Origin of the sequence: Sphingomicrobium aquimarinum, from assembly GCF_039655735.1 — a bacterium.
GTDB lineage: Bacteria > Pseudomonadota > Alphaproteobacteria > Sphingomonadales > Sphingomonadaceae > Sphingomicrobium > Sphingomicrobium aquimarinum.
In genome coordinates, this window is record NZ_JBBYXH010000002.1 from 192,520 (window position 1) to 218,882 (window position 26,363).

General features: G+C 65.3%; 30 protein-coding genes. 26 read left to right on the forward strand and 4 right to left on the reverse strand.

The annotated features are described in order from the left end of the window. The first annotated feature begins 25 nt into the window (after window positions 1-25). The 10 genes from WJS89_RS07045 (at window position 26) to WJS89_RS07090 (ending at window position 8,149) form a co-directional block, all read left to right on the forward strand. Window positions 26-1,822 carry a DUF885 domain-containing protein gene (locus WJS89_RS07045; protein WP_346340239.1) on the forward strand — a complete coding sequence of 599 codons (1,797 nt, stop codon included), beginning with the start codon at window positions 26-28 and terminating at the stop codon, window positions 1,820-1,822. 109 nt (window positions 1,823-1,931) lie between these two features. Continuing rightward, window positions 1,932-2,327 carry an SUF system Fe-S cluster assembly regulator gene (locus tag WJS89_RS07050; RefSeq protein ID WP_346340240.1) on the forward strand — a complete coding sequence of 132 codons (396 nt, stop codon included), beginning with the start codon at window positions 1,932-1,934 and terminating at the stop codon, window positions 2,325-2,327. Between the two features lie 32 nt (window positions 2,328-2,359). Next, complete coding sequence (gene sufB / locus WJS89_RS07055) at window positions 2,360-3,814, forward strand: Fe-S cluster assembly protein SufB (RefSeq protein WP_346341181.1); 1,455 nt, start codon at window positions 2,360-2,362, stop codon at window positions 3,812-3,814. Beyond that, window positions 3,811-4,140, forward strand: coding sequence for a hypothetical protein (locus WJS89_RS07060; protein WP_346340241.1), 330 nt, complete (start codon window positions 3,811-3,813; stop codon window positions 4,138-4,140). The genes sufB and WJS89_RS07060 overlap by 4 nt, the downstream gene beginning before the upstream one ends. A gap of 14 nt (window positions 4,141-4,154) precedes the next feature. Then, the gene (gene sufC, locus WJS89_RS07065; RefSeq protein WP_346341182.1) at window positions 4,155-4,898 is read left to right on the forward strand and encodes a Fe-S cluster assembly ATPase SufC; all 744 of its coding nucleotides are present in this window, start codon (window positions 4,155-4,157) and stop codon (window positions 4,896-4,898) included. After that, entirely contained in the window at window positions 4,899-5,639 is a 741-nt protein-coding gene (locus WJS89_RS07070; RefSeq protein WP_346340242.1) for a SufB/SufD family protein, read from the forward strand. Beyond that, a complete protein-coding gene (locus tag WJS89_RS07075) occupies window positions 5,636-6,847 on the forward strand; it encodes a SufS family cysteine desulfurase (protein WP_346340243.1) in 1,212 nt (403 codons plus the stop codon). Before WJS89_RS07070 ends, WJS89_RS07075 begins: the two co-directional genes overlap by 4 nt. Then, window positions 6,844-7,320, forward strand: coding sequence for an SUF system Fe-S cluster assembly protein (locus WJS89_RS07080; RefSeq protein WP_346340244.1), 477 nt, complete (start codon window positions 6,844-6,846; stop codon window positions 7,318-7,320). Before WJS89_RS07075 ends, WJS89_RS07080 begins: the two co-directional genes overlap by 4 nt. Next, a complete protein-coding gene (locus WJS89_RS07085; RefSeq protein ID WP_346340245.1) occupies window positions 7,320-7,802 on the forward strand; it encodes a GNAT family N-acetyltransferase in 483 nt (160 codons plus the stop codon). Before WJS89_RS07080 ends, WJS89_RS07085 begins: the two co-directional genes overlap by 1 nt. Continuing rightward, the gene (locus WJS89_RS07090) at window positions 7,799-8,149 is read left to right on the forward strand and encodes a HesB/IscA family protein (RefSeq protein ID WP_346340246.1); all 351 of its coding nucleotides are present in this window, start codon (window positions 7,799-7,801) and stop codon (window positions 8,147-8,149) included. The genes WJS89_RS07085 and WJS89_RS07090 overlap by 4 nt, the downstream gene beginning before the upstream one ends. Window positions 8,150-8,168: 19 nt before the next feature. On the opposite strand, the gene WJS89_RS07095 is transcribed toward WJS89_RS07090, so the two are convergent. Next, window positions 8,169-10,424, reverse strand: a complete 2,256-nt coding sequence (locus WJS89_RS07095; protein ID WP_346340247.1) for a S8 family serine peptidase — start codon at window positions 10,422-10,424, stop codon at window positions 8,169-8,171. Window positions 10,425-10,551: 127 nt separating this feature from the next. Between WJS89_RS07095 and WJS89_RS07100 the strand changes: the two genes are divergently transcribed. Both WJS89_RS07100 and dapD read left to right on the forward strand, forming a co-directional pair. Further along, window positions 10,552-11,226, forward strand: a complete 675-nt coding sequence (locus WJS89_RS07100; protein ID WP_346340248.1) for a pyrimidine 5'-nucleotidase — start codon at window positions 10,552-10,554, stop codon at window positions 11,224-11,226. Continuing rightward, window positions 11,223-12,041, forward strand: a complete 819-nt coding sequence (gene dapD / locus WJS89_RS07105; RefSeq protein ID WP_346340249.1) for a 2,3,4,5-tetrahydropyridine-2,6-dicarboxylate N-succinyltransferase — start codon at window positions 11,223-11,225, stop codon at window positions 12,039-12,041. Before WJS89_RS07100 ends, dapD begins: the two co-directional genes overlap by 4 nt. Window positions 12,042-12,044: 3 nt before the next feature. On the opposite strand, the gene WJS89_RS07110 is transcribed toward dapD, so the two are convergent. Beyond that, window positions 12,045-12,593 (reverse strand): TlpA family protein disulfide reductase, encoded by a 549-nt coding sequence (locus WJS89_RS07110; protein WP_346340250.1) that lies wholly within the window; start codon window positions 12,591-12,593, stop codon window positions 12,045-12,047. Window positions 12,594-12,648: 55 nt separating this feature from the next. Here WJS89_RS07110 and WJS89_RS07115 point away from each other — a divergent pair, with 55 nt between their 5' ends. The 3 genes from WJS89_RS07115 (at window position 12,649) to WJS89_RS07125 (ending at window position 14,321) form a co-directional block, all read left to right on the forward strand. After that, on the forward strand, window positions 12,649-12,990 hold the full coding sequence (locus WJS89_RS07115; RefSeq protein WP_346340251.1) for a hypothetical protein: 342 nt from the start codon (window positions 12,649-12,651) through the stop codon (window positions 12,988-12,990). Window positions 12,991-12,995: 5 nt separating this feature from the next. Next, on the forward strand, window positions 12,996-13,853 hold the full coding sequence (locus tag WJS89_RS07120) for a UTP--glucose-1-phosphate uridylyltransferase (protein WP_346341183.1): 858 nt from the start codon (window positions 12,996-12,998) through the stop codon (window positions 13,851-13,853). Window positions 13,854-13,955: 102 nt separating this feature from the next. After that, window positions 13,956-14,321, forward strand: a complete 366-nt coding sequence (locus WJS89_RS07125) for a hypothetical protein (protein WP_346340252.1) — start codon at window positions 13,956-13,958, stop codon at window positions 14,319-14,321. Window positions 14,322-14,392: 71 nt separating this feature from the next. Here the strand turns inward: WJS89_RS07125 and WJS89_RS07130 are convergent, their stop codons facing one another. After that, window positions 14,393-15,025, reverse strand: a complete 633-nt coding sequence (locus WJS89_RS07130) for an HNH endonuclease (protein WP_346340253.1) — start codon at window positions 15,023-15,025, stop codon at window positions 14,393-14,395. A 131-nt stretch (window positions 15,026-15,156) separates the two neighbouring features. Between WJS89_RS07130 and gluQRS the strand changes: the two genes are divergently transcribed. Genes gluQRS through WJS89_RS07170 form a run of 8 tightly spaced genes read left to right on the forward strand, consistent with a single transcriptional unit; the run spans window position 15,157 to window position 20,938 of the window. After that, window positions 15,157-16,029, forward strand: a complete 873-nt coding sequence (gluQRS, locus tag WJS89_RS07135; RefSeq protein WP_346340254.1) for a tRNA glutamyl-Q(34) synthetase GluQRS — start codon at window positions 15,157-15,159, stop codon at window positions 16,027-16,029. After that, complete coding sequence (locus WJS89_RS07140; protein WP_346340255.1) at window positions 16,026-16,220, forward strand: HIG1 domain-containing protein; 195 nt, start codon at window positions 16,026-16,028, stop codon at window positions 16,218-16,220. Before gluQRS ends, WJS89_RS07140 begins: the two co-directional genes overlap by 4 nt. Window positions 16,221-16,242: 22 nt before the next feature. Beyond that, entirely contained in the window at window positions 16,243-16,800 is a 558-nt protein-coding gene (locus tag WJS89_RS07145; protein ID WP_346340256.1) for a cob(I)yrinic acid a,c-diamide adenosyltransferase, read from the forward strand. A 52-nt stretch (window positions 16,801-16,852) separates the two neighbouring features. After that, window positions 16,853-18,100, forward strand: coding sequence for an ergothioneine biosynthesis protein EgtB (egtB, locus tag WJS89_RS07150; RefSeq protein ID WP_431993848.1), 1,248 nt, complete (start codon window positions 16,853-16,855; stop codon window positions 18,098-18,100). Further along, complete coding sequence (gene egtD / locus WJS89_RS07155) at window positions 18,084-19,052, forward strand: L-histidine N(alpha)-methyltransferase (RefSeq protein ID WP_346340258.1); 969 nt, start codon at window positions 18,084-18,086, stop codon at window positions 19,050-19,052. The genes egtB and egtD overlap by 17 nt, the downstream gene beginning before the upstream one ends. Window positions 19,053-19,095: 43 nt before the next feature. Next, window positions 19,096-19,404 (forward strand): YggT family protein, encoded by a 309-nt coding sequence (locus tag WJS89_RS07160; RefSeq protein WP_346340259.1) that lies wholly within the window; start codon window positions 19,096-19,098, stop codon window positions 19,402-19,404. Beyond that, window positions 19,401-20,291: a bifunctional methylenetetrahydrofolate dehydrogenase/methenyltetrahydrofolate cyclohydrolase FolD gene (folD, locus tag WJS89_RS07165; protein ID WP_346340260.1), complete on the forward strand. Its 891-nt coding sequence runs from the start codon at window positions 19,401-19,403 to the stop codon at window positions 20,289-20,291. Before WJS89_RS07160 ends, folD begins: the two co-directional genes overlap by 4 nt. After that, window positions 20,288-20,938 (forward strand): MarC family protein, encoded by a 651-nt coding sequence (locus WJS89_RS07170; RefSeq protein WP_346340261.1) that lies wholly within the window; start codon window positions 20,288-20,290, stop codon window positions 20,936-20,938. Before folD ends, WJS89_RS07170 begins: the two co-directional genes overlap by 4 nt. Here the strand turns inward: WJS89_RS07170 and WJS89_RS07175 are convergent. After that, entirely contained in the window at window positions 20,913-22,742 is a 1,830-nt protein-coding gene (locus WJS89_RS07175; RefSeq protein WP_346340262.1) for an AcrB/AcrD/AcrF family protein, read from the reverse strand. The two genes, WJS89_RS07170 and WJS89_RS07175, sit on opposite strands and share 26 nt — an antisense overlap. A 99-nt stretch (window positions 22,743-22,841) precedes the next feature. Here WJS89_RS07175 and WJS89_RS07180 point away from each other — a divergent pair, with 99 nt between their 5' ends. The 3 genes from WJS89_RS07180 (at window position 22,842) to WJS89_RS07190 (ending at window position 26,362) form a co-directional block, all read left to right on the forward strand. Further along, a complete protein-coding gene (locus WJS89_RS07180) occupies window positions 22,842-24,848 on the forward strand; it encodes a S46 family peptidase (protein ID WP_346340263.1) in 2,007 nt (668 codons plus the stop codon). 129 nt (window positions 24,849-24,977) lie between these two features. Beyond that, entirely contained in the window at window positions 24,978-25,403 is a 426-nt protein-coding gene (locus WJS89_RS07185) for a GtrA family protein (RefSeq protein WP_346340264.1), read from the forward strand. Further along, entirely contained in the window at window positions 25,400-26,362 is a 963-nt protein-coding gene (locus tag WJS89_RS07190) for a glycosyltransferase family 2 protein (protein WP_346340265.1), read from the forward strand. Before WJS89_RS07185 ends, WJS89_RS07190 begins: the two co-directional genes overlap by 4 nt. Window position 26,363: the final 1 nt, after the last annotated feature.

Sequence of the window (26,363 nt, forward strand, 5' to 3'; positions counted from 1 at the left end):
TTCGTCCGAACAGGAGTTTGACCGCATGATCCGCCTGACGCTTGCCGCCGCGCTGCTTGCCACCACCGCCGCCTGCGCGACGCCCGAAGCAGGGCAAGTCTCCTCCGCCACCGGCGCCGAGCCGGCGCCGAACGCGCGGCTTGCAGCGCTGTTCGAAAATTACGATGCCATGCAACTCGAATTCTCGCCGACGTCGAAAGCCTATCGCGGCATCATCGACGAGGATTACGGCACCTGGGGCGATGTTTCGGAAGCCAACGACATCGCGCAGCTGCGCCTCATGCAGGACACCGCCAACGCGATGAAGGCGCAATTCGATCGCGCTTCGCTCAATATGCAGGACCGCATCAGCTACGATCTCTTCCTGCGCGATCTCGCGATGGAAGAGCGGCTGCAGCCGTTCAGCCGTCACGGCTTCCTCTTCAACCAGATGTTCGGCCAGCAATCGGGGCTGCCGGCCTTCCTCATCAACATCCACCGCGTCTCGCAGCCATCGCACGCCGAGGCCTATATCGCGCGCATCTCGGACATGGGCCGCGTGCTCGAGGACTATACGCGCCAGTCGTCCGAGCGCGCCGCGAACGGCATCATGCCGCCTGATTGGGTCTACCCTTATGTCATCGCCGATATCGACAATCTTCTCGCCCAAGGCCTCGACAATGCGGTGCTCGAAGATTTCCGCGGCAAGGTCGACGCGCTCGACCTCGACGCCGCCGCCAAGCGGGACCTCAAGACCCGCGCCGATTATGCGTGGAACGCCAACGCCAAGATCGCCTACGAGCAGCTGCGCCGCGAGATGGTCCGCCAGCAAGCCATGGCCCCCACCGACGACGGCGTCTGGAGACTGCCGAACGGCGCCGATTATTACGCCGCCCAGCTCGCCAACTATACCAATAGCGACATGAGCCCCGACGAGGTCCACCAGCTCGGCCTCGACAATGTCGCGCGGATCCATGCGCTGATGCGCGACATCATGGACGAGGTCGGGTTCGAGGGCAGCCTCCAGGACTTTTTCGAATTCACGCGCACCGACCCGCGCTTCTACGCCAGAAGCCGCGAGGAATATCTCGCCAAGGTGGATGCGGTCTACGCGAAGATGAACCCCGCGCTCCCCGACTATTTCGGCGTGCTCCCGGACGATCCGCTCACGGTCAAACCCGTCGAGGCCTTCCGCGAGAAGAGTGCCGGCAAGGCCTTTTACAATTCACCCGCGCCCGACGGCTCGCGACCCGGCACCTATTACGTCAATCTCTACGAGCTGGACGCCATGAGCCTCAACGAACTGGAGGCGCTCGCCTATCACGAAGGTAATCCCGGCCACCATCTCCAGCGTTCGATCCAGACCGGATTGGACGGCCTTCCCGCCTTCCGCCGTTTCGGCGGGCAGACCGCCTATACCGAAGGCTGGGGCCTTTATTCCGAAGAGCTCGGCAAGGACATGGGCTTCTACACCGACCCCTATTCCGACTTCGGTCGCCTTGGCATGGAATTGTGGCGCGCGGCGAGACTGGTCGTCGACACCGGCCTCCATTACAAGCGCTGGAGCCGCGAGGAGGCCATGGCCTATCTCCAGGAGAATACGCCCAACCCCGAGGCCGACATCCGCAAGGCCATCGAGCGCTATGCCGTGCTGCCGGGGCAGGCCACGGCCTACATGATCGGCAAGCTCAAGATCATGGAGCTGCGCCAACGGGCGATGGACGAACTCGGTGACGACTTCGACTGGGGCGAGTTCCACGACGCCGTGCTCGTCCCCGGACCGGTGCCACTCGACATGCTCGAAGACAATATCCTCGCCTATATCGCCGCGAAGCGAGGATGACCCGCCGCGCCAGTTGCTAACGACTCGCAAGTGGCGGAAATCGGTTGAAAAAGGGCGGGCGCACCGCCATCTCGCCAATCGGAACGAAACCGTCCGATTAGAAAGAGCGATGCGCCTCACCCACCTTGCCGACTATGCCGTGGTCATGATGACCGCCGCCGCCCGTGCCCCCGAGGCGCGTTGGTCGGCGGCTGCGCTGGCGGCCGAGACGGGCGTCCCGCAGGCGACCGCACAGAAACTGATGCAGATGCTCGCACGCGCCGATCTCATCACGGGCCAGCGCGGCGCGAACGGCGGCTATTCGCTGTCCCGCCCGATCGAGGACATCAGCCTCGCCGACATTATCGAGGCGGTCGAAGGGCCCATCGCCATGACCCAGTGCAGCGACGGCAGTTCGGACTGCGCCCTCGACGCCAATTGCAGGATCAAGCCGCACATGGGGTTGGTCGGACAGAAAGTGCGGGGCGCGCTCGGCGCGGTCTCGCTGCAGGAACTAACCCAATGACCGATACCCGCACCCTCACCTCCCGCGAGCAGATGAACCCCGAGGCCCGCGAGGCGCTCGACAAGGAATATGAGTGGGGCTTCTCCACCGATATCGAGCAGGACTTCGCGCCCAAGGGTCTGAACGAAGACACCGTCCGCTTCATCTCCGCCAAGAAGGGCGAGCCCCAGTGGATGCTCGACTGGCGCCTGAAGGCCTACCGCGCCTGGCTCGAGATGGAGGAGGTCGACTGGGCCAAGCTCACGATCCCGCCGATCGATTATCAGGACGCCTATTATTACGCCGAGCCGAAGAAAAAGCCGACGCTGGAATCGCTCGACGAACTCGATCCGGAAATCCGCCGCACCTATGAAAAGCTGGGCATTCCGATCGAGGAGCAGAAGGTGCTCGCCAATGTCGAGGGCGCGCGCAAGGTCGCGGTCGATGCGGTGTTCGACAGCGTGTCGGTCGCCACGACCTTCCGCGAGGAGCTGACCAAGGCCGGCGTCATCTTCATGAGCATTTCGGAGGCCATCAAGGAGCATCCGGAGCTGGTGAAGAAATATATCGGCTCGGTCGTGCCGCAGCGCGACAATTATTTCGCCTGCCTCAACAGCGCGGTCTTTTCCGACGGTACCTTCGTCTACATCCCCGAGGGCACCCGCTGCCCGATGGAGCTGTCGACCTATTTCCGTATCAATGCGGAGAATACCGGCCAGTTCGAACGCACGCTGATCGTTGCCGAAAAGGGCAGCTATGTGAGCTATCTCGAAGGCTGCACCGCGCCGATGCGCGACGAGAACCAGCTCCACGCCGCCGTGGTCGAGATCTACGCGCACGAGGATGCGGAGGTGAAATACTCCACCGTCCAAAACTGGTATCCGGGCGACAAGAACGGCAAGGGCGGCATCTACAATTTCGTCACCAAGCGCGCGCTCTGCGCGGGCGACCGCTCGAAAGTCAGTTGGACGCAGGTCGAGACCGGCAGCGCGATCACCTGGAAATACCCAAGCTGCATTTTGAAAGGCGCGGACACGGTCGGCGAATTCTATTCGGTCGCCCTCACCAACAATTTCCAGCAGGCCGATACGGGCACCAAGATGGTGCACATCGGGTCGGGCTCGCGTTCGACGATCATCTCCAAGGGCATCAGCGCGGGGCGCAGCGACAATACCTATCGCGGCCTCGTGCGCGTGATGCCCAAGGCGGAAAACGTTCGCAATTTCACCCAGTGCGACAGCCTGTTGCTGGGAAGCCAGTGCGGCGCGCATACCGTGCCCTATATCGAGGTCCGCAATCCGACAGCGCAGGTCGAGCATGAAGCGACGACCAGCAAGATTTCCGAAGATCAGATGTACTACGCCCAGTCGCGCGGCCTCGACGAGGAAGCGGCGGTGGCGCTGATCGTCAACGGCTTCGCGAAGGAAGTGCTCAAAGAGCTCCCGATGGAGTTCGCCGTCGAAGCGCAGAAGCTCCTCGCGCTGAGCCTCGAGGGGAGTGTGGGATGACCCCCCCTCTCTTCGCCCTGTCTGCAGTTTTCGCCGCGACCGCCTGCGCCCCGGCCGCTGCCGAGCCCGGCAGTTGTCGCGCCATCGAGCAAGCGTTCCAACGCGAATATGACGCCGCCGTCGCCCGCATCGAGGACTATGTCGCGCGCGCCGAAGCGGGCGAGGACATGACCTATGCCGTGGACTATCACGTCCTCACCGGCGAGGCCGAAGACGTGCGCCGCCGCTTCCACGAGGCGATCCCCGATTGCACCGGCCCGAAGCGCGCAGAGGCACACGCCGACCTTTACCGTCCATACGTGCCGTACGACGGCCCCATCGAATGACCGCGAAAGACTCCATGCTCCAGATTTCAAATCTCCAAGTTTCCGTCGCCGACAAGCCGATCGTGCGCGGCCTCGACCTCACCGTTCCGGCGGGCGAGGTGCACGCCATCATGGGCCCCAACGGCGCGGGCAAGTCGACGCTCGCCTACGCGTTGGGCGGTCGCCCTAATTACGACGTGACCGGCGGCACCGCGAGCCTCGACGGCGAGGATTTGCTCGACATGGATCCGCACGAGCGCGCCGCGCACGGGCTGTTCCTCGGCTTCCAGTATCCGGTCGAGATTCCCGGCGTATCGATGCTCCAGTTCCTGCGCGAGAGTCTGAACGCCCAGCGCCGCACTCGCGGCGAGTCCGAGTTGTCGGGCGCCGACTTCATCAAGCGCGCGAAAGCGCAGGCCGAGGCGCTCGGCCTCGACGCCGAGATGCTCAAGCGCCCCGTCAACGTCGGCTTTTCGGGTGGCGAGAAGAAGCGCGCCGAGATGGTCCAGATGGGGATCATGCAGCCCCGTTTCGCCGTGCTCGACGAGACCGACAGCGGGCTCGACATCGATGCATTGAAAGCCGTCGGCGAAGGCATCAATCGCATCATGCGCGCGCCCGACAAGGGCGTGCTGCTCATCACCCATTACCAGCGCCTGCTCGACTATGTGAAACCCGACAAGGTCCACATCCTGTCGGCGGGTAAGATCGTCAAGACGGGCGGCCCCGAACTCGCGCAAGAGCTCGAAGCCGAAGGTTATGCCGAGGTGCTCGCCTAGATGACGGCACGGCTCCCCTCCCGCGCCGACGAGGCCTATCGCTACGCCGATATCGCTGCGCTGGGCGAAGTCTGGCAAGACCTCGCCGCGCCCGAAAGCATCGAAATTGCTGCGCAGCAAAAGGTGCAGCAAATCTGGATGCCGTCGGGCGAAGCGATCGACGTGAAGCGTGCGCGCATCGTGCTCGAGGCGGGAGCCGAAATGCGCCTGTTCGCGCTCAATGCTGCGGATCGCTACGGACGTGTTGAACTTGATGTCACGCTCCACGAAGGCGCGCATTTCGGCTGCGACATCGCCAGTCTGGGCGCGGGCGAGGCAACGCTCGAAGTCGTCACGACCGTGCGCCATATCGAACCCGAAGCCACCTCGTCGCAGACCGTCCGCAGCGTCCTCGGCGACACGGCTACCGCATCCTATCTCGGCCAGGTCGCCGTGGCGCGAGAGGGCCAGCGTACGAAGAGCGAGCAGGACATCAAGGCCATGCTGCTTTCGCGTACTGCCACCGCCAATGCCAAGCCCGAGCTTGAAATCTACGCCGACGATGTCGAGTGCGAACATGGTGCGACGGTCGGTGAACTCGACCAGCAACAGCTCTACTATGCCGCCGCGCGCGGTCTTCCCCCCAAGGAGGCCAAGGCCTTGTTGCTGGAAGGGTTCGTCGGCAGTCTGTGGGACGACCTTGGGCCCGACAGCGAAATCGCCGGAGTGGCGCGCGAGAAACTGCGCGCCCTGACGCTGTGAACGCCCCCACCGCCCTGAACGCGCTCGACGTGCGGAGCCAATTTCCCGGTGTCGGCGACTGGCACTATCTCGACAGCGCCGCGACCGCGCAGAAGCCGCAGGCGGTTATCGATGCTATCGCCAACGCCTATGGCGCCGATTATGCCACCGTGCATCGCGGGGTCTACGATCGCAGCGCCAACATGACCCGTGCCTACGAGGCGGCGCGCGAGGCGGTATCAAAATATATCGGCGGCAAGCCGGACGAACTCGTCTTCACCCGCGGCGCGACCGAGGCGATCAACCTCGTCGCCGCCACCTGGGGGGAGAAGAATATCGGCGAGGGCGACGTTATTCTCCTTTCGCGGTTGGAGCACCATAGCAACATCGTCCCCTGGCAGATGCTCGCCGAACACTTCGGCGCTGACATCCGCGTCGCAAGCCTCACCGACGATGGCCGCATCGACATTGACGACCTGCGCGCCAAGCTCGACGGACGCGTGAAGCTGGTCGCCTTGTCGCACCTCTCGAATGTCTCCGGCGCGATCCTCGATGCGCACGCCGTCGCCTCCATGGCGCACGATGTCGGCGCCAAGCTGTTGCTTGACGGATGCCAGGCAGCCCCGCGCCTCACGATCGACGTGGCTGCGCTGAACTGCGACTTCTACGCTTTCTCCGGCCACAAGCTCTACGGACCCACCGGCATCGGCGCGCTGTGGACGCGCGGGGACATTCTCGATGCCATGCCCCCCTATCAGGGTGGCGGCTCGATGATCGACCGCGTGTCCTTCGAGGACGGTACGACCTACGCCCCCGCGCCCACGCGGTTCGAAGCGGGGACGCCGCATATCGTCGGCGCGGTCGGCCTCCACGCCGCGTGCGACTGGGTGACCGACACCGGTCTCGACGCCATCCACGCGCACGAGGCCGGCCTCGTCGCCTTCGCGCGCGAGGAACTGGGCGCGATGAACGACGTGCATCTCTACGGGCCGACCGACGGCGCCGGCATCGTGAGCTTCAACGTCGAGGGGGTGCATCCGCACGACGTCGCTACCATATTGGACGATGCGGGCGTCGCGGTCCGCGCAGGCCACCATTGCTGCCAGCCGCTGATGGACTGGTGGGACGTGCCCGCAACGGTGCGGGCCAGCTTCGCAGCGCATAATGACATGAGCGACGTCGCGGCGCTGCTCGAAGGATTGAACAAGGTAAAACGGATTTTCGGATGACCGACGAACGCAAGATCGAGATCGAGGAAGTCGACGCCGTCGACATGCCGCCGCGCGCCCGCGTAGGAGAGGTGCTCGACGAGGAGACCGCCGCGGCGAAGCTCGAACGCAAGCGCGACTATCTCGAAGGTTTTCTGGCGGGAGGCGACAAGCCTGCGGAGGAACCGTCGGAAGACGTGAAGGGCGCGATCGTCGAGATGCTTCAGTCGATCTACGATCCCGAGATCCCCGTCGACATCTACAACCTCGGGCTCATCTATGACGTCGAGGTCACCGACGAGGGCGATGCGACCGTCACCATGACGCTGACCACGCCCAATTGCCCCGTCGCCGAATCGATGCCGGGCGAAGTCGAGGTCCGCACCCTCTCGGTCCCCGGCGTGCGTGACGCCGAAGTGAAGCTCGTCTGGGACCCGCCCTGGGACCCCAGCAAAATGAGCGACGAAGCGCGTCTTGAATTGGGGATGCTGTGATGGCCGTCACCACGCGTCTCGCCGATTATGCCGATGCGGGCGATGCCGACACGCTCGTCTCCCTGCTCGACCATTATGCGCGCGACCCGATGGGCGGGGGCGAACCCCTGTCCGATCACGCCCGTGCGAACCTCATCGATGGGCTTCGCGCCACCGAGGGCGCTTTTTCGGTTCTCGCGTTCGAGGGTGAGGAGGCGATCGGCCTCGCAAACTGCTTCACCACCTTTTCGACGTTCGCCGCCCGGCCCCTCGTCAACATTCACGACATGGTCGTGCGCGAAGACAGGCGAGGCGAGGGCGTGGGCAAGGCGTTGTTCGACGCGATCCATGCCGAAGCGCGCCGCCGCAATGCCTGCAAGGTCACGCTCGAGGTGCTCAACGGCAACGAGAGCGCGAAGGGCCTCTACGCCGCGCAAGGCTATGGAGATTATGAGCTCGACCCTGCAATGGGCCGGGCATTATTCTGGCAGAAGAAATTATGACCGACGTAAAGACCCGCCCCGCCGCCATCACGCTGACGCCCGCTGCCGAGCAGCGCATCGCCGATCTGATGGGCAAGGCCCCCGACGACGCCATCGGTGTCAAGCTCTCGACCCCGCGTCGCGGCTGCTCGGGCCTCGCCTATTCGGTCGACTATGTCGCGGAAGAATCGGCCTTCGACGAAAAGATCGAGACCCCCGGCGGCATCTTCTACGTCGATGGCGCGAGCGTGCTCTATCTCGTCGGCAGCATCATGGACTGGAAGGAAGACGATTTCGCTGCGGGCTTCGTCTTCGACAATCCCAATTCCAAGGGCGCCTGCGGCTGCGGCGAGAGTTTCACCGTCTGACCGGCACGCGTCCCTCGTCCTAGAATTTCAGTCCGTAGCTGACCCGCACGCCCGTATCGGCCGGCGCGGAGGCTACGTGCCCGGGATCGATACGACGGTAAAGGTTGGCGCCGACATTGCCTGCGCCGAGCCGCGTCCAATAGGCCAGCTCCGCCACCCGCTCCCGCCCTGACGGCGCGAGCGCGAAATGCTGGCGCCCGAACGTGGCCGTCTCGGTCGCCGGGTCCCAGCCCGTGGCGAGATCGAGCGCGAGCCCGCCGCTCTCGATGCGCAGCGGCTGCGAGAACCGCAGCGCCATCCGGTCTCCCACGGAAAACAGCGAACGCGTCGCGACATCGACCGCATAGGCACTGCTGGTGAAGGCACCGCCCGAAAAATCGGTCCATCCGCGCCGCGCATCGAGTCCCAATGACCAACCCGCGCCGAGATCCTTCTGCCAACGTAAATCGAGGAAACGCGTGGTCGCTCCCGAGCCGCCGCCCAGCGCCGGCGCGAGCCTGCCACCCAACAAGGTTTCCCGCTCGTCGAGCTGCGTCAGGGTGAACTGCGCCTCGCCCGCCTTGCCGAGCGAACCGTCGATGCCCGCCGCAAGCGCGCGGTAGGAGCCGTCGGGCGCATCTTCGAAGGGAGACAGGACCATGGGCTCGAACACCGATCCGGTCTCCGCCGACAGGGTCAGCCCGACCGCTCCCAAGTCGCGGCGCACTGCGGCGCTGGTCCCGACATTGGCGGCGAAACCGAGGTCGCGGCCGCGCGCGGCGAGAAACCCGCCATCATCATGCGCCGCCAGCTGCGCGCGCATCGCTTCGGCGCCTTCGGAAAACCCCAGTGCGACCGCGGTACTATCGCCGATCTGCGCGACGATGCGGCTGGCCATGATGCGGGCCTGGGGCAGCGCTTCCTCGCTCAGGCGCAACGACTGCGGCGCATCGGCCGCAACCGTCATCGCGACCGCAACCGGGCCTGCATCGACGGCGTGGCGTTGGACGTTCCCCGCAAAAGCGCGCTGCATCGGACGGTCGCCCTGTGCTGCGCCAAGGGTCTTCGATACATCGAGCTGATAAGCGCGATCATAGCTGTCGGTGAACAGAGCGGTCTGCCCCGCGCCAGCGCCCGCGTCACCCGCGGCGGCGGGAAGCGTGCCGTTCGAGAGCGTCGAGATCGCGATCTCGGTGCCCGCGAGCGAGGTCGTGCCGCGCGGCGCGAAGGCGCGCGCGAGGTTGAGCCGCCCACGCCCGAACTGCGCGTCGACCCCCGCCGCCCCCAGATCGTCGCCGGTGGTCAGTAGCAGTTCGACGATTTCGTTGCCCGTCAGGTTCGGAAAGGCATCGGCGAGCAAGGCTGCCGCGCCGGCGATCACCGGCGCGGAAAAACTCGTTCCCGACCAGAGATAGCGCTGCCCGGTATGATCGGGAGCGGCCATCCGTCGGCCATATGCCGCCAGATAATGGTCGGCCATTCCCCCGCCCGCGCGATTGGAGAAGCTGGCGAGCACGCTGTCGCTCCCCGTGCTTCCGCCGAGCGCGCCCGCGATGATGACCATGCCGGGCGCACTCGTCAGGATATCGCGCGCAAAACCGTCGGGAATGTCGACCCCGTCGTTGCCCGCCGACACGATCGTCACCACACCCGCAGCCGAAGCACGGCGTACCGCTTCGGTCACTCGCCGGCCGGCGCCCTCGCCGCCGAGCGACAGGTTGATGACCCGTGCTCCGGCCTGCACCGCGCCATCGATCCCGCGCGCGATCGCATCGTCGTAGAAGGAGCAACCATCCTCGCTCGCGCAGCTGCCGGGATCGTCGGCGCGATAGGCGATCACGGTCGCCGCATAGGCCACGCCCATGGTCTCGCGTCCGTCACGCGCAGCGGCCGCGACGGCGGCGACCGCGGTGCCGTGCCCGTCTTCGTCGCGGATCCCCCGCACGCCCGCCGTGTCGGCACTCGCACTCGATACACGGCCCGCGAAATCGGGAAGGTCGGGATTGATTCCGGTATCGACGATCGCGATCCCGATGCCCTGCCCGCTCGCTTCCGTATCATAGGCAGAAACCGCCTGCGCCGAAACGGCGCCTGCCGAATTGCGATACTCGCCGGTGTCGTAATTCACCCGAGCGCTGGTCGGCGTCGGGGTAGGGGTGGGTGTAGGCGTCGGGGTGGGTGTCGGCGTCGGATTGGTGCCCGTCGGTGGCGGCGGGGTCGGCGCGGGACGCGTGGCAGTGCTCCCCCCGCCACCGCACGCCCCGAGCATCAGCGCCAATGCGCCAATACTCACCATCGCACCCCGTCCCGCCTTGGCCTTTTGCATAGCATCCCCACATCAACGCACTGATAACGTGGGACTTTTATAAGCAGGTCTAGCTTGCTCGTTGCTGAAGGGCCCCGCGAGCGCTACCTCTCTGAGCGTGACCCCGCTCGACGTCTCCCCCATCCGCGACTGGATCTTCGATCTCGACAATACGCTCTACCCCGCCTCGAGCGGGCTGTTCGCCCATGTCGACGAGCGGATGACCGCCTATATCGCCCGGCTGCTCGGCGTCGATTCGGCGCAGGCGCGCCAGGTGCAGAAAGACTATTTCCATCGCCATGGCACCACGCTCGCGGGCCTGATCGAGCATCACGACGTCGATCCGCATCACTTCCTTGAAGACGTCCACGACATTCCGATGGAGGCGCTGACCCCCGACCCACGGATTGCCGAAGGCATTGCGCGGCTCCCGGGCCGTGCCTTCGTCTATACCAACGGCGACGCGCCCTACGCCCGGCGGGTGCTCGAACGAATCGGGCTCGGAAGTCACTTCGTCCACGTCCATGACATCCACGCCTGCGCCTATCGCCCCAAGCCCGAACGCTACGGCTATGATTGCCTGATCGATCAGTTCGATATCGATCCCGCCCGCGCGCTGATGGTCGAGGACATGGCGAAGAATCTGAAACCCGCCAAGGAACTGGGCTTCGCGACCGTCTGGGTCGACAACGGCTCCGAACAGGCGGTAGAGGCACCCGACACCGCGCATGTCGATCTTCGCATCACCGATGTGGGCGACTGGCTGGAAACTTTGTTCGAGGACGAGACATGAGCAAGCTGCAATCCACCATCGAAGCCGGCTGGGACCGCCGCGACAGCGTCTCGGCGAGCGATACCGATCTCGCCGAAGCCGTTCGCGAAGCCATCCTCAAGCTCGACAGCGGCGAAGAACGCGTTGCCGAACCCACGGGCGATGGCTGGCAGGTCAACCAGTGGCTCAAGAAAGCGGTGCTGCTGTCCTTCCGCCTCAACCCCATGACCACGATCGAGGGCGGTCCCGGCGGCGCACCCTGGTGGGACAAGGTCGAGAGCAAGTTCCTCGGTTGGGGCGAGGAGCAGTACAAGAGCGCGGGCTTCCGTTCCGTTCCCGGCGCCATCGTCCGTCGCGGCGCGCATGTCGCCAAGGGCGCGGTGCTGATGCCGAGCTTCGTCAATATCGGCGCCTATGTCGGCGAAGGCGCGATGATCGACACCTGGGCGACGGTGGGCTCCTGCGCGCAGATCGGAAAGAACGTCCATTTGTCGGGCGGTGCGGGCATCGGCGGCGTGCTCGAGCCGCTGCAGGCCGAACCGACCATCATCGAGGACGATTGCTTCATCGGCGCGCGCTCCGAAGTCGCCGAGGGCGTCATCGTCGAGAAGGGCGCGGTGCTCTCGATGGGCGTGTTCCTGTCCGCCTCGACCAAGATCGTCGACCGCCATACGGGCGCCGTCCACTACGGCCGCGTGCCTGCCTATTCGGTCGTCGTCCCCGGCACCATGCCCGGCCGCGACGGCCAGCCGGGCCTCGCCTGCGCGGTGATCGTCAAGACGGTCGACGAGCGCACGCGCTCGAAGACGAGCATCAACGAATTATTGCGGGACTAAGGCTCAGAACGCCTCGCCGACCAGCGCGATCGCCTCGGCGTCGGACCAATCGCGGTCGCCGAGATAGCGCCACACTTCGCGGCCCTCGGCATCGTAGAGGATCGTCGTCGGCATCACATTGACCGGCAGCGCGTCGGAAAAGGCCATCTTCGCGTCCTGCCACGGCTCGACGTCGCCGAGCCCCTGCTCTTCGAGGAAGGCGCGCACCGAGGCGGCCGGCGCCATGTCCTGGCTCAGCGTGAGCACATTGGGGATACCCGCCGATTCCAAGGTCGAGAGTTCGACCAGCGTCGGCAGTTCCTCGACGCAGGGCGCGCACCAGCTCGCCCAGAGATTGACGAGCAGCGGCTGGCCGTCGGCATAGTCCGCCAGCCGGACGACTTCGCCCTCGCCCGACGTCATCTCGATGTCGGGCATCATCGCACCGGCATGACTGCGGTCGAGGCCGCCCGCTTCGGCGACGACCGGTTCGTCGGTGACGGGCGCGGATGCCTCGTTGCCGCACGCGGCGAGGAACAGGGCGGCGCAGGCGATCGTCAAGGTGCGTATCATGGATCAGGGGGTTAAGCGGTTGGCATCGCGCCTGCAATGCGGCATTCGGTCTTGCATGACACGCTGGCTCCTCGCTCTTCCCCTGTTCGCGCTTGCCGCCTGCGGCGATGCGGGGCCGCTGAAGCCCGCGACCGGTGCCGACCTGCCGCCGCGCCCCGTGCTTGCGCGCACCACGCCCGACGCCGACGACCTGTTGATCCCGCCTCCCGCCGCGCGGCCCGAGCGGATCGACGAGATCGTCACGCGTTCGACCCCGCGGCAGCCCGACCCGTTCGACCTGCCTCCGCCCGAGGGCGGGGCGGCACCGCAACCCGATCCCACCGATGTCGAAAGCGAGGACGTCGACGTATCCGACATCCCCGGACCCGATGTCGAACTCGACGACGACGGAGAATGACCCCCATGAAGCCCGTCCGCACCGCCATCTTCCCCGTCGCCGGCCTCGGCACGCGCCTGCTGCCCGCGACCAAGACGATGCCCAAGGAAATGCTGACGATCGTGGATCGCCCGCTCATCCAATATGCCGTGGACGAGGCGCGCGAGGCGGGAATCGACCGGCTCGTTTTCGTCACCGGACGCGGCAAGTCGAGCCTCGTCGACTATTTCGACATGGCCTACGAACTGGAGCGCACGCTCGACGACAAGGGCAAGGACAAGGCCGTCCTCGGCACCAGCCGCGCGGGGTTCGGCGAACTGGTGACCGTCCGCCAGCAGGAACCGCTGGGCCTCGGCCACGCCATCTGGTGCGCGCGTCACATCGTGAAGGACGAGCCCTTCGCCGTACTCCTCCCCGACGACCTCATGGTCGGTCAGCCGGGCGCGCTCAAGCAGATGGTCGATGCCTACGACCAATATGGCGGCAACATCGTCTGCGCGCAGGACGTCCCGCGCGAGCGGACGTCGAGCTACGGCATCGTCGATCCCGGCGAGACGCGCGGCAAGGCGACGCAGGTGAAGGGCATGGTCGAAAAGCCCGCCCCCGCCGACGCGCCCTCGACGCTCGGCATCGTCGGCCGCTACATCCTCCAGCCCGAAGTGATGGACAAATTGGGCGCGCACGAGAAAGGCGCGGGCGGCGAGATTCAGCTCACCGACGCGATGGCCAAGCTCATCGACGAACAACCTTTCCACGCCCTCGCCGTCGACGCCGTCCGCCACGATTGCGGCAACAAGGAAGGCTTCGTCCTCGCCAACCTCGCGCTCGGCATGGCCGATGCGGACGTCGCGCCGGTGCTAAAGGAATGGCTCGACCATTCCTAATGCTTTGACGTGTTCTGACGATCGTCCACTGCTCCTCGCCACCCGCTCGATGATCGCCAACGGTTTAGTTTCCACAAGCTATGAGAGCACACGCACGGGACAATGATGAAATCAGATGAAGAAATGGATCGAAATGATAATATTTCGATATTGCTTGCTACAGTGACAGCCTTTGTTCCGGCTATCTTTCTATTCTTCTTCTATGACTTCAATATGGCTTTCTTCGTCTTTTGTGCCGTTTTCTCTCCCGTTTGCTTTATCATGGCCTCTTATCATCGGGACAAAAAGAGGGTTGGGATTCCGGTAGGTATCGTTTTCTTATTTCTCAATATGGTGTCGGTCTTGCTCTTCGACGCCTACTTACGCGATACAGCCAGTTTCTTCATCGCTATGTTTTTCACGATGGAATTGTGGTTGATGGCCGTAATAACCGAAAAGGCCGAAAATCGAGACAAGCCAACGTCATAAGTCTTTCATGCGACCAATCGCGAGACCCGATCCAGCGATCATGCCGCTGAACGTAAATATCGGGCGGCCCATCAAGCCTCCAGCTCGACATCCCAGTACAGATAATCGCGCCAGCTTTCGTGCAGATAGTTGGGCGGGAAAGCGCGGCCATATTCCTGCAATTGCCAGCTCGTCGGGCGGATGGGGTCGCCCCCGTGAAGCGGCATGCTCGCCTGCTTGGGCGTGCGCCCGCCCTTCTTGAGATTGCACGGCGCGCAGGCCGTCGCGACATTCTCCCAGCTGGTGACGCCCCCCAAGCGGCGCGGAATGACATGGTCGAAGGTCAGTTCCTTGTGCGTCCCGCAATAGACGCAGGAGAAGCGGTCGCGCAGGAACAGGTTGAACCGGGTGAAGGCCGGATATTCGTTGGGCCGCACATATTGCCTCAGCGCGATGACGCTCGGCAACTTGATGTCGCAGCTCGGGCTGTGCACCGTCCTGTCGTAGTGATCGACCACATCGACGCGTTCGAGAAACATCGCCTTGACGGCAGTCTGCCACGGCCACAGGCTTAAGGGATAATATGACAAGGGCGTATAGTCGGCGTTCAGCACCAGCGCCGGACAATGATCAGGATGGCGCGAAACTTCCGGATGCACTTCAACCACGACAAGGATCTCCTCGGCTCGGTCCCCAACGGGTCCGCCGCCGCCTCCCTGGCGCATCGCACTCACCTTGCGGGAGACCGGCAGCCGCAGCCCGTCTTTCCGTCTGTCCCCCGTCCGATGCCAACCGCACGAGTCAGGATGATGACACCAGAATCTTCAGAATCTGACAAGAGTCACTTTTGCAACAGGTGCGCGCCTTGATCGTCACGCGCTTCGCCCCCTCGCCGACGGGGCTATTGCATCTCGGCCATGCTTACAGCCTCGCCCGCGGGGTCGCCGCCGCACGCGCCGTGGAAGGCGAAATCCGCCTGCGCATCGACGATCTCGATCCCGGCCGCTGCCGCCCCGAATATGTCGAAGCGATCCACGAGGATATGGCATGGCTGGGCGTGACGTTCGATGGTGACGTCATGACGGCATCGATGCGCACCGACGCCCATCTCGCCGCGCTGGAGAAACTGAAACGTCGCGGCCTGCTCTATCCCTGCTTCTGCACCCGCAAGGATATCGAGGCGGCACAGGCCGCGCCGCACGGCGACCCCGGCGCGCATTATCCCGGCACCTGCCGCGACCTGCCCGACGAGCCTGCACGCCGCGAGGCCGAGCCGCACAGCTGGCGTCTCGATGCGGAAAAGGCATTGGAGCGTATCGGAACGCTCCCCGCCTGGGATGATATCGCGACTGGCATCCAGTTCGCCGACTATGACGCCATCGGCGATGCGGTGCTGGCCCGAAAGGATGCGCCCGCCGCCTACCATCTCGCCTGCGTCCTCGACGATGCCGCGCAGGGCGTAACGCTCGTAACCCGCTCGGCGGACCTCGCCCAATCGACGCCGATCCAGCGCGTGCTGCAACTGCTGCTCGGCCTGCCCGAACCCGCCTATCTGCACCACCCGATCGTCGTCGACGAAACCGGCAAACGCCTCGCCAAGCGGGACCTCGCCCCCACGCTCGCCGCCATGCGCGAAGAGGGTGTCGACGGCCCTGCGCTCTTCGCCGACCTCATGGCCCAAAGACTGCCCTTGGGTTTTGCCCTCGCCGATCCTACATCCATCTCATGACCACGCTCCTCATCCTCGCGCTCGTCGCGCTCATGGCCGCCACCGCCTATGTGTTGGTGCGCGGTGTCATCGCCATGGCCTCGGGCAAGGACATGACGGGCGCCAAGCAGCAGGATTACATGCGCAAGCGCGTGCTCTATCAGGGCGCCGCGATCATGGTGATCATGCTCATCCTGCTTGCGACCCGCTAGGCACGCGTTCACAACCGGCCACATGGTCAAACTCAACAAGATCTACACCCGCACCGGCGATGATGGCACGTCCGGCCTCGTCGATGGCAGCCGCGTGCCCAAACATGGTCCTCGCATGACCGCCATCGGCGATGTCGACGAAGCCAACAGCGCGATCGGCGTCGCCATCGCCGTGCTCGACGACGGCGACCTGTTCGATGCACTCCGCCGTATCCAGAACGAACTGTTCGACCTCGGCGCCGACCTCGCCACCCCCGAGGGCATCGACGGCGCGCTGCGTATCCAGCCCGAACAGGTCGAGCGGCTCGAGCAGGAGATCGACCGCTACAACACCGACCTCCCCGCGCTCGACAGCTTCGTCCTCCCCGGCGGCGATGCTGCGACCGCCCAGCTCTACCTCGCCCGCGCCGTCGTGCGCCGCGCCGAGCGCCACGCTGCCGCGCTCGCGAGCGAAGAGCGAATCAATGCCGATGCGCTCGCCTATCTCAACCGCCTGTCGGACCATCTTTTCGTCGCCGCGCGTTGGTGTGCGGTGAAGGGGTCGGGCGAGATCAAGTGGCAGCCCGGCGCCACCCGCTAATCCAGATTGGTGACGCCCGCATAGCATCGCCGCCACAAATGATGTTAAGGTGATGAACGTGGCCCGATCGGACGAGCACCCCAGGCCGGATCTCGGCAAACGCTATGCGGCAACCCGCAGCCTGACGCTCGACCTTGCATCGCCGTTGTCCGACGCCGACGCGACGCTCCAGCCGCACGAGGATGCCAGCCCGTCAAAATGGCATCTCGCGCACACCAGCTGGTTTTTCGAAACCTTCATCCTTCGCGACCACGTCAAGGGTTACGACCTTTACGACGCCAAATGGCCGTTCCTCTTCAACAGCTATTACGAGGGCGAGGGCGAACGCCATGACCGCGCCCGACGCGGCATGGTCTCGCGCCCCTCGCTCGACGAGATCCGGAACTATCGCAAGCATGTCGACGCCGCGCTGCTCGACGCGCTCCCCGACCTCGCCCCCGAGGTCAAGGCGTTCATCGAGCTTGGCATCCAGCACGAGCAGCAACATCAGGAGCTGTTCCTCACCGACATCCTCGCCACCCTCGAAGCCAATCCGCTCGATCCCGCTTACATGCGCGGCGGCCCTGTCGCCTCGGCGTCCACGCCGGAGCTGACGTGGACGTCGCATGCGGGCGGCCGCGTCGCGATCGGCGCCGACGGCTCGGGCTTCAGCTTCGACTGCGAGCGTCCGCGGCACGACGTGCTGCTCAATACCTACGCCATCGCCGACCGGCTGGTGACGCAGGGCGAATGGGCTGCGTTCATGCAGGACGGCGGCTATTCCACGCCTTCGCTCTGGCTTGCCGACGGCTGGGCTTGGGTGTGCGAGAACAAGGTCGAAAGCCCGCTCTACTGGCGGCTGCTCGACAACCAATGGTCGCGGTTCACCCTTGCCGGACGCCGCCCGATCGAGCCCTCGCGGCCCGTGACCCATGTCAATTATTTCGAGGCCGACGCCTATGCCCGCTGGGCCGGCCATCGCCTGCCGACCGAGGCCGAATGGGAACATGCCTATGCCGACGCCGACCCCACCCGCGGCAACCAGCTCGACATCGCCAAGGCGGTGATGCCTGCGGGCGGGCACGAGCCCTTCGGCGACTGCTGGCAATGGACCCAGTCCGCCTATCTCTCCTACCCGGGTTTCGAGCCCGAGCCCGGCACGGTCGGCGAATATAACGGCAAGTTCATGTGCGGGCAGTTCGTCCTGAAGGGTGCGTCCTGCGCCACCCCGCGCGGTCACAGCCGTGCCACCTATCGCAATTTTTTCTACCCGGCCCAACGCTGGCAATTTACCGGAGTGCGTCTTGCCCGAAACGACTGAGGCGGTGCGTACCGTCGATCCCGCCTTCCGCGAAGACGTGCTCCGCGGTCTGCGCGAACCGCAGCCCGCCATTCCCGCCCGCTGGCTTTACGACCGGCGCGGGTCGGAACTGTTCGACGATATCACGCGGCTCGACGAATATTACCCGACCCAGCGCGAGACGCAGATCATGCGCGACAATGCCGCCGACATCGCGGCCAAGGTCGGCACCGGCGGCGCGCTGATCGAATTCGGCGCGGGTAGCGTCACCAAGACCCCGCTGATGATCGAGGCGCTCCAGCCCGACCATTACGTCCCCATCGACATTTCGGGCGATTATCTGCGTGACAGCGCGAAGAAGCTCGAAACCGATTATCCCGGTCTTGCCGTCGATCCCGTCGAGGCCGATTTCACCAAGCCCTTCGACCTTCCAAGCGCCATCGACGGCTTGCACCGCGTCGGCTTCTTCCCCGGCTCGACGATCGGCAATTTCGTGCCCCGCAGCGCCGCAGATCTCCTGCGCACGTTCCGCGACATCCTGCACGCCGACAGCCAGCTCCTCATCGGAATGGACCGGATCAAGGACCTCGATCGCCTGAAAGCAGCCTATGACGACCGCGAGGGGGTCACGGCCGCCTTCGACATGAACCTGATCACGCGCATCAATCGCGAACTGGACGGCACCATCCCGGAAGATGCCTTCCATCATGAAGCGCGCTGGAACGAGATGCTCGGCCGCATCGAAATGCACCTCGTCGCCGGCGAGGCGGTCGACTTCAGCATTGCGGGCGAGACGTTCCACTTCGACGCGGGCGACACGATCCACACCGAAAACAGCCATAAATACGGCCCCCGGGGCGCACGCACGCTGTTGCTCGCGGGCGGTTGGACGCCGGTCGCCGAATGGACCGATGCCGACGACGACTTCGCGTTCATCCTCGCCCAGGCCCAGCCCCCGCGCTTCGCGCCTTAAACGCTGTGTTGCGGGGTTCGGACGCCGTCGCTACATCGGCCCCATGATCGCCGCTCTTCTCAACATCATCTCCTACGCGCTTACGATCCTTTTCTGGATCATCATCGCGCAGGTCGTCATTTCGTGGCTGTTCGTCTTCCGGGTGCTCGACCCGTACAACCGCACGGTCGCCAGCATCGTCGAATTCCTCGAGCGCGTCACGCACCCCATCTATCGGCCAATCCGCAAGCTGCTGCCCGACTTCGGTGGCATTGACCTGTCGCCGATGGTGGTCATCTTCGGCATCATCGTCTTGCGCGACATGGTCCTGCCGGGGATCCTGCTCGAAATCGGCCCGACGATCACCCGATGAGCGCGGCCCTGATCGACGGCAAGGCCGAAGCCGCCAAGGTTCGCGCGCGCGTTGGTGAAGCCGTCGCCGCCTTCCGTGCGAAAGCCGGCCGCGCGCCCGGCCTTCATGTCGTCCTCGTCGGCGAGGATCCCGCCAGCCAGGTCTACGTCCGCTCGAAGGAGAAGGCGACGCGCGAGGCGGGGATGGAAGGCGAACTCCATCGTCTCCCTGCGGACACGCGCCAGGCCGACCTCATCGCCCTCGTCGACCATCTGAATGCCGACGATGCCGTCGACGGCATCCTCGTCCAGCTTCCGCTGCCCGACGGCCTCGACGAAGCCGAAGTGCTCGACACGATCGACCCCGCCAAGGACGTCGACGGCTTTCATGTCGTCAACGCAGGGCGCCTTGCGGTCGGCAAGGACGCGCTCGTGCCCTGCACGCCCTACGGCTGCCTCCACCTTCTCAAGGAACGCCACGGCGACCTGTCCGGCCTGCACGCCGTCGTCATCGGCCGCTCCAACATCGTCGGCAAGCCGATGGCGCAGTTACTGCTCGGCGAAAACGCGACCGTCACCATCGCGCACAGCCGCACGAAGGATCTGCCTGCGCTGGCCCGCACCGCCGACATCCTCATCGCCGCGGTCGGTCGCGCGGAGATGGTGAAGGGCGACTGGATCAAACCCGGCGCGACCGTCATCGACGTCGGCATCAATCGCCTCGACCCGACGGAGCCGGGCGGAAAATCCCGTCTCGTCGGCGACGTCGCGACCGAGGAGGCTGCCGAGAACGCTGCCGCCATCACCCCCGTGCCGGGCGGCGTCGGCCCCATGACCATCGCCATGCTGCTCGCCAATACGCTGCGCGCCGCGCACGCGCGCGAAGGACTGGAGCCGCCGCAGCTATGAACGAACTCTTCGCGCTCTTCGGCTCGGCCTTCGTGACGCTCTTCGTGATCATCGATCCGCCGGGCAACGCGCCGATCTTCGCCGGCCTGACCCGCGACGCCACCGCAGCGCAGCGCCGCCGGATGGCCTTTCGCGCCGTCATCGTCGCCTGGTGCATCCTCATCTTCTTCGCCTTCCTTGGCGAAGCCTTGCTGTCCGCGCTCGGAATCAGCCTCGCCGCCTTCCGCATCGCGGGCGGGATCATGCTGTTCATCATCGCTCTCGACATGGTGTTCGAAAAGCGCACCGAGCGCCGCGAGAAGCGCGCCGACGAGATCGAAGGCACGCCCGAGGCCGAAGACGTGTCGATCTTCCCCATGGCGATCCCGATGATCGCCGGTCCCGGCACCATCGCCGCCATGCTGCTCTTCATGGCCAATGCCACCGGGGTTCAGGACGTGGTCGTCGTGCTTGCCGCGATGACGCTCGTCATCCTCATCACGCTCGTCGCGCTGTTGACCGCCGGGCCGCTGATGAACCTCATGGGCGCCAAGGTCGAAGCGATGATCACGCGGCTCTTGGGCGTCATCCTCGCCGCACTCGCCGCCCAGTTCGTCATCGACGGCATCACGCAAAGTCTCATCAGCGAACTGAATATAAGCGGATAGGCAGACCCTTCAGCCACGGGGCATCGTCGCGTTCCAGCCAGTCCGGCACCTCGCCGCGATAAAGCCGCGCTTCCAGATCGTCGCCCTCGGCCTGTCCCTCGGGCCGCGGTTCGGCACAGATCATGACCTTGGTCGCGCCCAGCGCGCGCACGGTGCGCGCCGCCGCCGCATCCTCCTGTGGCGGCGCCTGAAGCACCGAAAGCACATAGCCGATGGCGGCGTCGTTACGGTGATAGGGGCCCACGATCGTGCGGTGATGCGTCGTCACCAGCAGCCGCGGGGCGAGGTCGATGTGCGAGAAAATCGTCGTCGCCGGCAGCGCATCGAGCTGCGAGAGGACATAGTCGTCGCGGCATTCGAGGCGCGGCTCGTTACCCAATTCGGCGCGCAATTCGGCCTTGGCACGTTCGGTCGCATTCTTGGGCATCTTGGTCGCCAATGGGAGCCACAGGACGTTGAGCGCGACCAGTGCGACCCCGACTGCGCCCAGCACGCGCACCAGCAGCGAACCCGACGCCCGCGCCTTGGGAAAGAGCAGCGCGAGCAGCATCATCGATCCCGGCAGTGCCAGCAGTTGCGCCGCCGCGCCCGCCCGGACCTGCCAGAAGAGAAGCGCGCCCATCACCAGTGCGGGGATCCCCAGCAACAGGACCTGTCGGCGCGTCTCGCCCTCGGCGCCGTTGGCGCGCCACCAGAGGACATAGCCGACGAGGCCCGTCAGCACCGGCCCCAACGACTTTACCCGGAACCCCGGGCCATGCTCCATCAGGCCCTGCGCTTCGGTCACGCGCGACAGCCACATTTCGGCAACCCGCGGATCGACGCCCTCGAGCCGGGACAGGCATTGCGGAAACGCCAACGCGTGCACCGCCGCCAAAAGGATGCCGGCACCCGCCGCCCACGCGAACCGCGCGGCGGCGCCTTGCGGGGTGCGCCACGCCAGTAGCACCGCAAGCGCACCCGCCAGCAGCATGTCGACCGTCCAGACCGGAGTCAGCGCGTCGCACAGCATCGCGCGGTTCGCCTCGGACGCGAACAGGAGGAAGCCCACCCCGCACCCCAGCGCGAGACTGGCGCCATAGGCACCCAGGCGCCGCGCTTCCTCGGCGCGCCACACCCAGCCGAGCACCAGTCCCGCGCCCACCAGCGCCAATGGGATGAGCATTTCGAGCCCGATGGCGAGGCTCGTCGCGCTGGCGAACCCCGTCACCAGCCCGCCCCGGCGCCGCTCGGGGTCGACCGCCCCCGCCAGCACGAACGAGAGCGCCGCCAGCTGCCAATTGTGATGGTCGAGCCGCAGGGGCCAGAAATTGAAGGCGAGGCTCGCGGAGAAGATGAAGGCGATGGCCATAAGCGGCGCCATCTTCGGCCCCACCACGCGCCGGACGACGAGCCCCATACCGATGAGCGCCACGAACATGGCGAGCAGCGGGGCGATCACCCCGGCGAACCGCTCCGCCGTCGCCATCCCGACGAAGGGTTCGAACAGCAGGATGAGGCCAGCGATGGGCAAGTCGACGATCCGCGACCAGTGGATATCCGCGCCCTCGGGGCTGAGCATCCGGTATTGCCTGAGGTCGAACCAGCCCTGTCCGCCGAGCCAGTCGCGCACCTGCGCCATACGCAGATTGTCGTCGGTGTCACGCAGCTGGAATTCGACGATCCCCTGCATTCCGCTGAAGATCGCGATATTGGCGAACAGGAGCCACACGAAGAACAGGACCGCGATCCAGCGTCGCTCGAGCATCGCATTCAACCGTTCGACCATCGTCTCCGCGTCCCCGCCCCGTGTCGCCGTTCTCATGCGCACTTGGTCCTCGCGGCGCAAGTCCTCCCCCTTGTGCAGACGGCACTGGAGGTTCAAAACCCGCATCGAACCTCGTTCCTACCTTCGGAGACTAGTATGCGAACCCTCAAAGCCCTCCTGATCGCCGGCGCGGTCACCCTGCCCTCGAGCGTCAATGCGGTCGAGGAAGGGATGTGGACTTTCGACGCCTTCCCCGCGGCCGCGATGCGCGCCATCTACGGTTGGGCGCCCGACCAGGCATGGCTCGATGACGTGCGTGCGGGTGCGGTGCGTCTCAACGGATGCTCGGCCAGCTTCGTCTCGGACGCGGGCCTCATCCTCACCAACCACCACTGCGTGGCCTCGTGCCTCGCCGCGCTTTCCTCGGACGAGAAGGACTTCCTTGCCGACGGCTTCAACGTCGCGACGATGGAAGAGGAGTTGAAGTGCGAGGGCCAGCGCGCCGACGTCGTCACCGCCATCCGCGACGTCACCGACGAGGTGCGCGGCGCGGTCGACGGTCTCGACGGTGCCGAGGCCATCACCGCACGCCGCGAAATCGTCGATGCGCTGCAGTCGGGCGAGGGCTGCACCGGCGAGGGCATGAGCTGCCAGGTCGTCAGCCTCTACAACGGCGGTCGCTACAGCCTCTACACCTATCGCCGCTACGACGACGTGCGCATCGCCTGGGCGCCCGAAGCGCAGGCCGCGCAGTTCGGCGGCGATCCCGACAATTTCAATTTCCCGCGCTATTCGCTCGATGGCGCCTTCCTGCGCGCTTACGATAACGGCAAGCCCGCGAGCACGCCCGATCATCTGACCTTCAACCCGCGCACCGATATCGCCGATGGCGAGATCACGATGGTCGTCGGCAATCCCGGCTCGACCCAGCGCCTCCTGACGGTTTCCCAGCTGGAGCATATCCGCGACTTCCAGCTTCCCCGGCAGATCGCGACCCTGTCGGAACTGCGCGGCCGCCTGATCGCCGCGATGGACGAGGACGAGGAGCGTGCGCGTGAAGGCGCAGACACGCTGAGCGGCATCGAGAACAGCCTCAAGGTGCAGTTCGGTCGCCAGCGCGCGCTCAACAACCGGCCCTTCTTCCAGACTCTCGTCGACCAGGAGAATGCCCTTCGCCAGGGCGTCGCCGATAACGACGCGATCGGCGATCCGTGGAGCGAGATCGAAACCGCACTGGAGTGGGACCGCGCCAACGGTCTTCGCTATGCCTACGACACGCCCTCGGGTACGCTGATGGGCATCGCCACCGCGATTGTCGCCTCCGCAAAGTCGGGCGTCGCGCCGACCGATCAGGGCCGCGCCGGCGCGCAGGCACCGCTCAACGTCCACCTGTGGCTCGACGAACTGCTGATGGAATGGTCGCTGTCCAAGGCGCGCGAATATCTCGGCACCGACGATCCGCACACCAAGCTGCTGCTCGGCAACGAAAGCCCCGAAGGGCTCGCCGAGCGGACCGTGCGCGGCACGTCGCTGACCGATCCCGCCGTGCGCCTCGCGCTTTACGAAGGCGGTCTCGAGGCCGTCGAGGCTTCGGACGATCCGATGATCCAATATGCGCTGCGGCTTTACGACCGCGCACAGGAAATCAACGCCGAACGCGCGGCCGAATATGCGGGCCGCCTCGCCGACCCCGCGTCGCGGCTTGCCGATGCGCGCTTCGCTGCGTTCGGCGACAGCCTCTATCCCGACGCCACCTTCACGCTGCGGATCAATTACGGCTCGGTCCAGAGTTGGACCGAACGCGGCGTCAAGCAGCCGACCCGGACCGTCTTCGGCGGCACCTTCGATCGCGCCACCGGTGCCGAGCCCTACGATCTTCCCAGCCAGTTCATCGCCAAGCGCGACAAGATCGACATGGGCAAGATCTATAATTTCGTGTCCAACAACGACATCATCGGAGGCAACTCGGGTTCGCCCGTGCTCGATCGCGCGGGCACCGTCATCGGCGCGGCGTTCGACGGCAACATCCATACCACGGCGGGCAGTTTCGGGTTCGATGCGGAGAACAACCGCATGATCACCGTCTCGGCCGCTGCCATCCAGGAAGCGCTCGAAGTCATCTACCCCGCCCCGCGCCTGACACGCGAGCTCGGCACGAGCTGAGCAGCCGAATAGAGCGAAGATCGGGGGCGTCGGCGTATCATGCGCGCCGGCGCCCTTCTCTTTACGCACTGTTTACCATGTTCGAAGCACAAGCGATGGCGTAAGGGCAATCGAAGGGTGGGAACAGCGATGGGGGCAGCGATGATCGAGCGATGGGAGGCGCTGAGCCCCGACCGCCGCAACGTGCTGACGCAGATCCTGCGCTATGCCGTGGCCGGTTTCGGGATTACCGCTCTCTTCAGCCTCGCCTACTGGATCCTCGCGCATTGGATGGACCCCAACCTGGCGCTTGGCGTCGTGTTCGTCGTCTTCAATTTCCTCTCCTATGCCGTCCATGGACGCTTCAGCTTCAAGGGTCACGGTGAACGCGACCGGCCGGGCGTGCGCAACGCGCGCTTCTTCACCGTCAACATCCTCGGCTTCGCCCTCAACCAGTTCTGGGTCTGGCTGCTCGTCAAGGAGCTCGGCGGCCCCACCTGGTGGCCGACGCTGCCCTTCCTCTTCGTCACCCCGTGGCTGACCTTCGCCCTCCACCGCAAATGGGTGTATGCATGAACGACATGACCATGATCGAGCGCCCCCAGCTGACGCTGCTGCTCCCCGTGATGAACGAGGAGGACGCCATTCCGGCCTTCCTCCAGACCATCGTTCCGCTGCTGGAAGCGATGGACGACCCGGTGGCGAGGAGCTTCGAGATCCTGTTCGTCGACGATGGGTCGAGCGATGCGACCATGGCCATCATCCGCGCCGCGCACGCCGCCGACCCGCGCATCCGCGCCATCTCCTTCAGCCGCAATTTCGGAAAGGAAGCCGCACTCTCGGCGGGCATCGACCATGCCTCGGGCGAGGCTGTCATTCCCTACGACGTGGACATGCAGGACCCGCCTTCGGCCATCCCCAAGATGATCGCCAAGTGGCGCGAAGGCCATGACGTGGTCGTCGGCGTGCGCGAAAATCGCGCCAGTGACGGCTTTCTCAAGCGCGCCACCGCCGGTGCCTACTACCGCACCCACAATGCGCTCTCGAAGGACAAGATCCCCGAACATGCGGGCGATTTTCGCCTGCTCGATCGCAAGGTTGTCGACGTGCTGCGCGCGATGCCCGAGCGCAACCGCTTCATGAAGGGCCTGTTCGGCTGGGCGGGCTTCAACCAGGCGACCGTCAGCTATCGACGCGAGGAGCGCGCGCACGGCACCACCAAATTCGGGTTCTGGAAGCTTTGGACGCTCGCCTTGGACGGCATCACCTCGGCCTCGACCGTGCCCTTGCGGGTCTGGTCCTATATCGGCGCTTTGGTCGCGCTCGGCACGCTGGTCTTTGCGGCCTTCATCGTTGCCGAAACGCTCATCACCGGGGTCGACGTGCCGGGTTATGCGAGCATCATGGTCGCGGTCCTGTTCCTCGGGTCGATCCAGCTCATCTCGCTGGGCGTGCTCGGCGAATATGTCGGGCGAATCCTCACCGAAACCAAACAGCGCCCGCTCTATATCGTCGCCGAGAAACTGGGGGAATAGC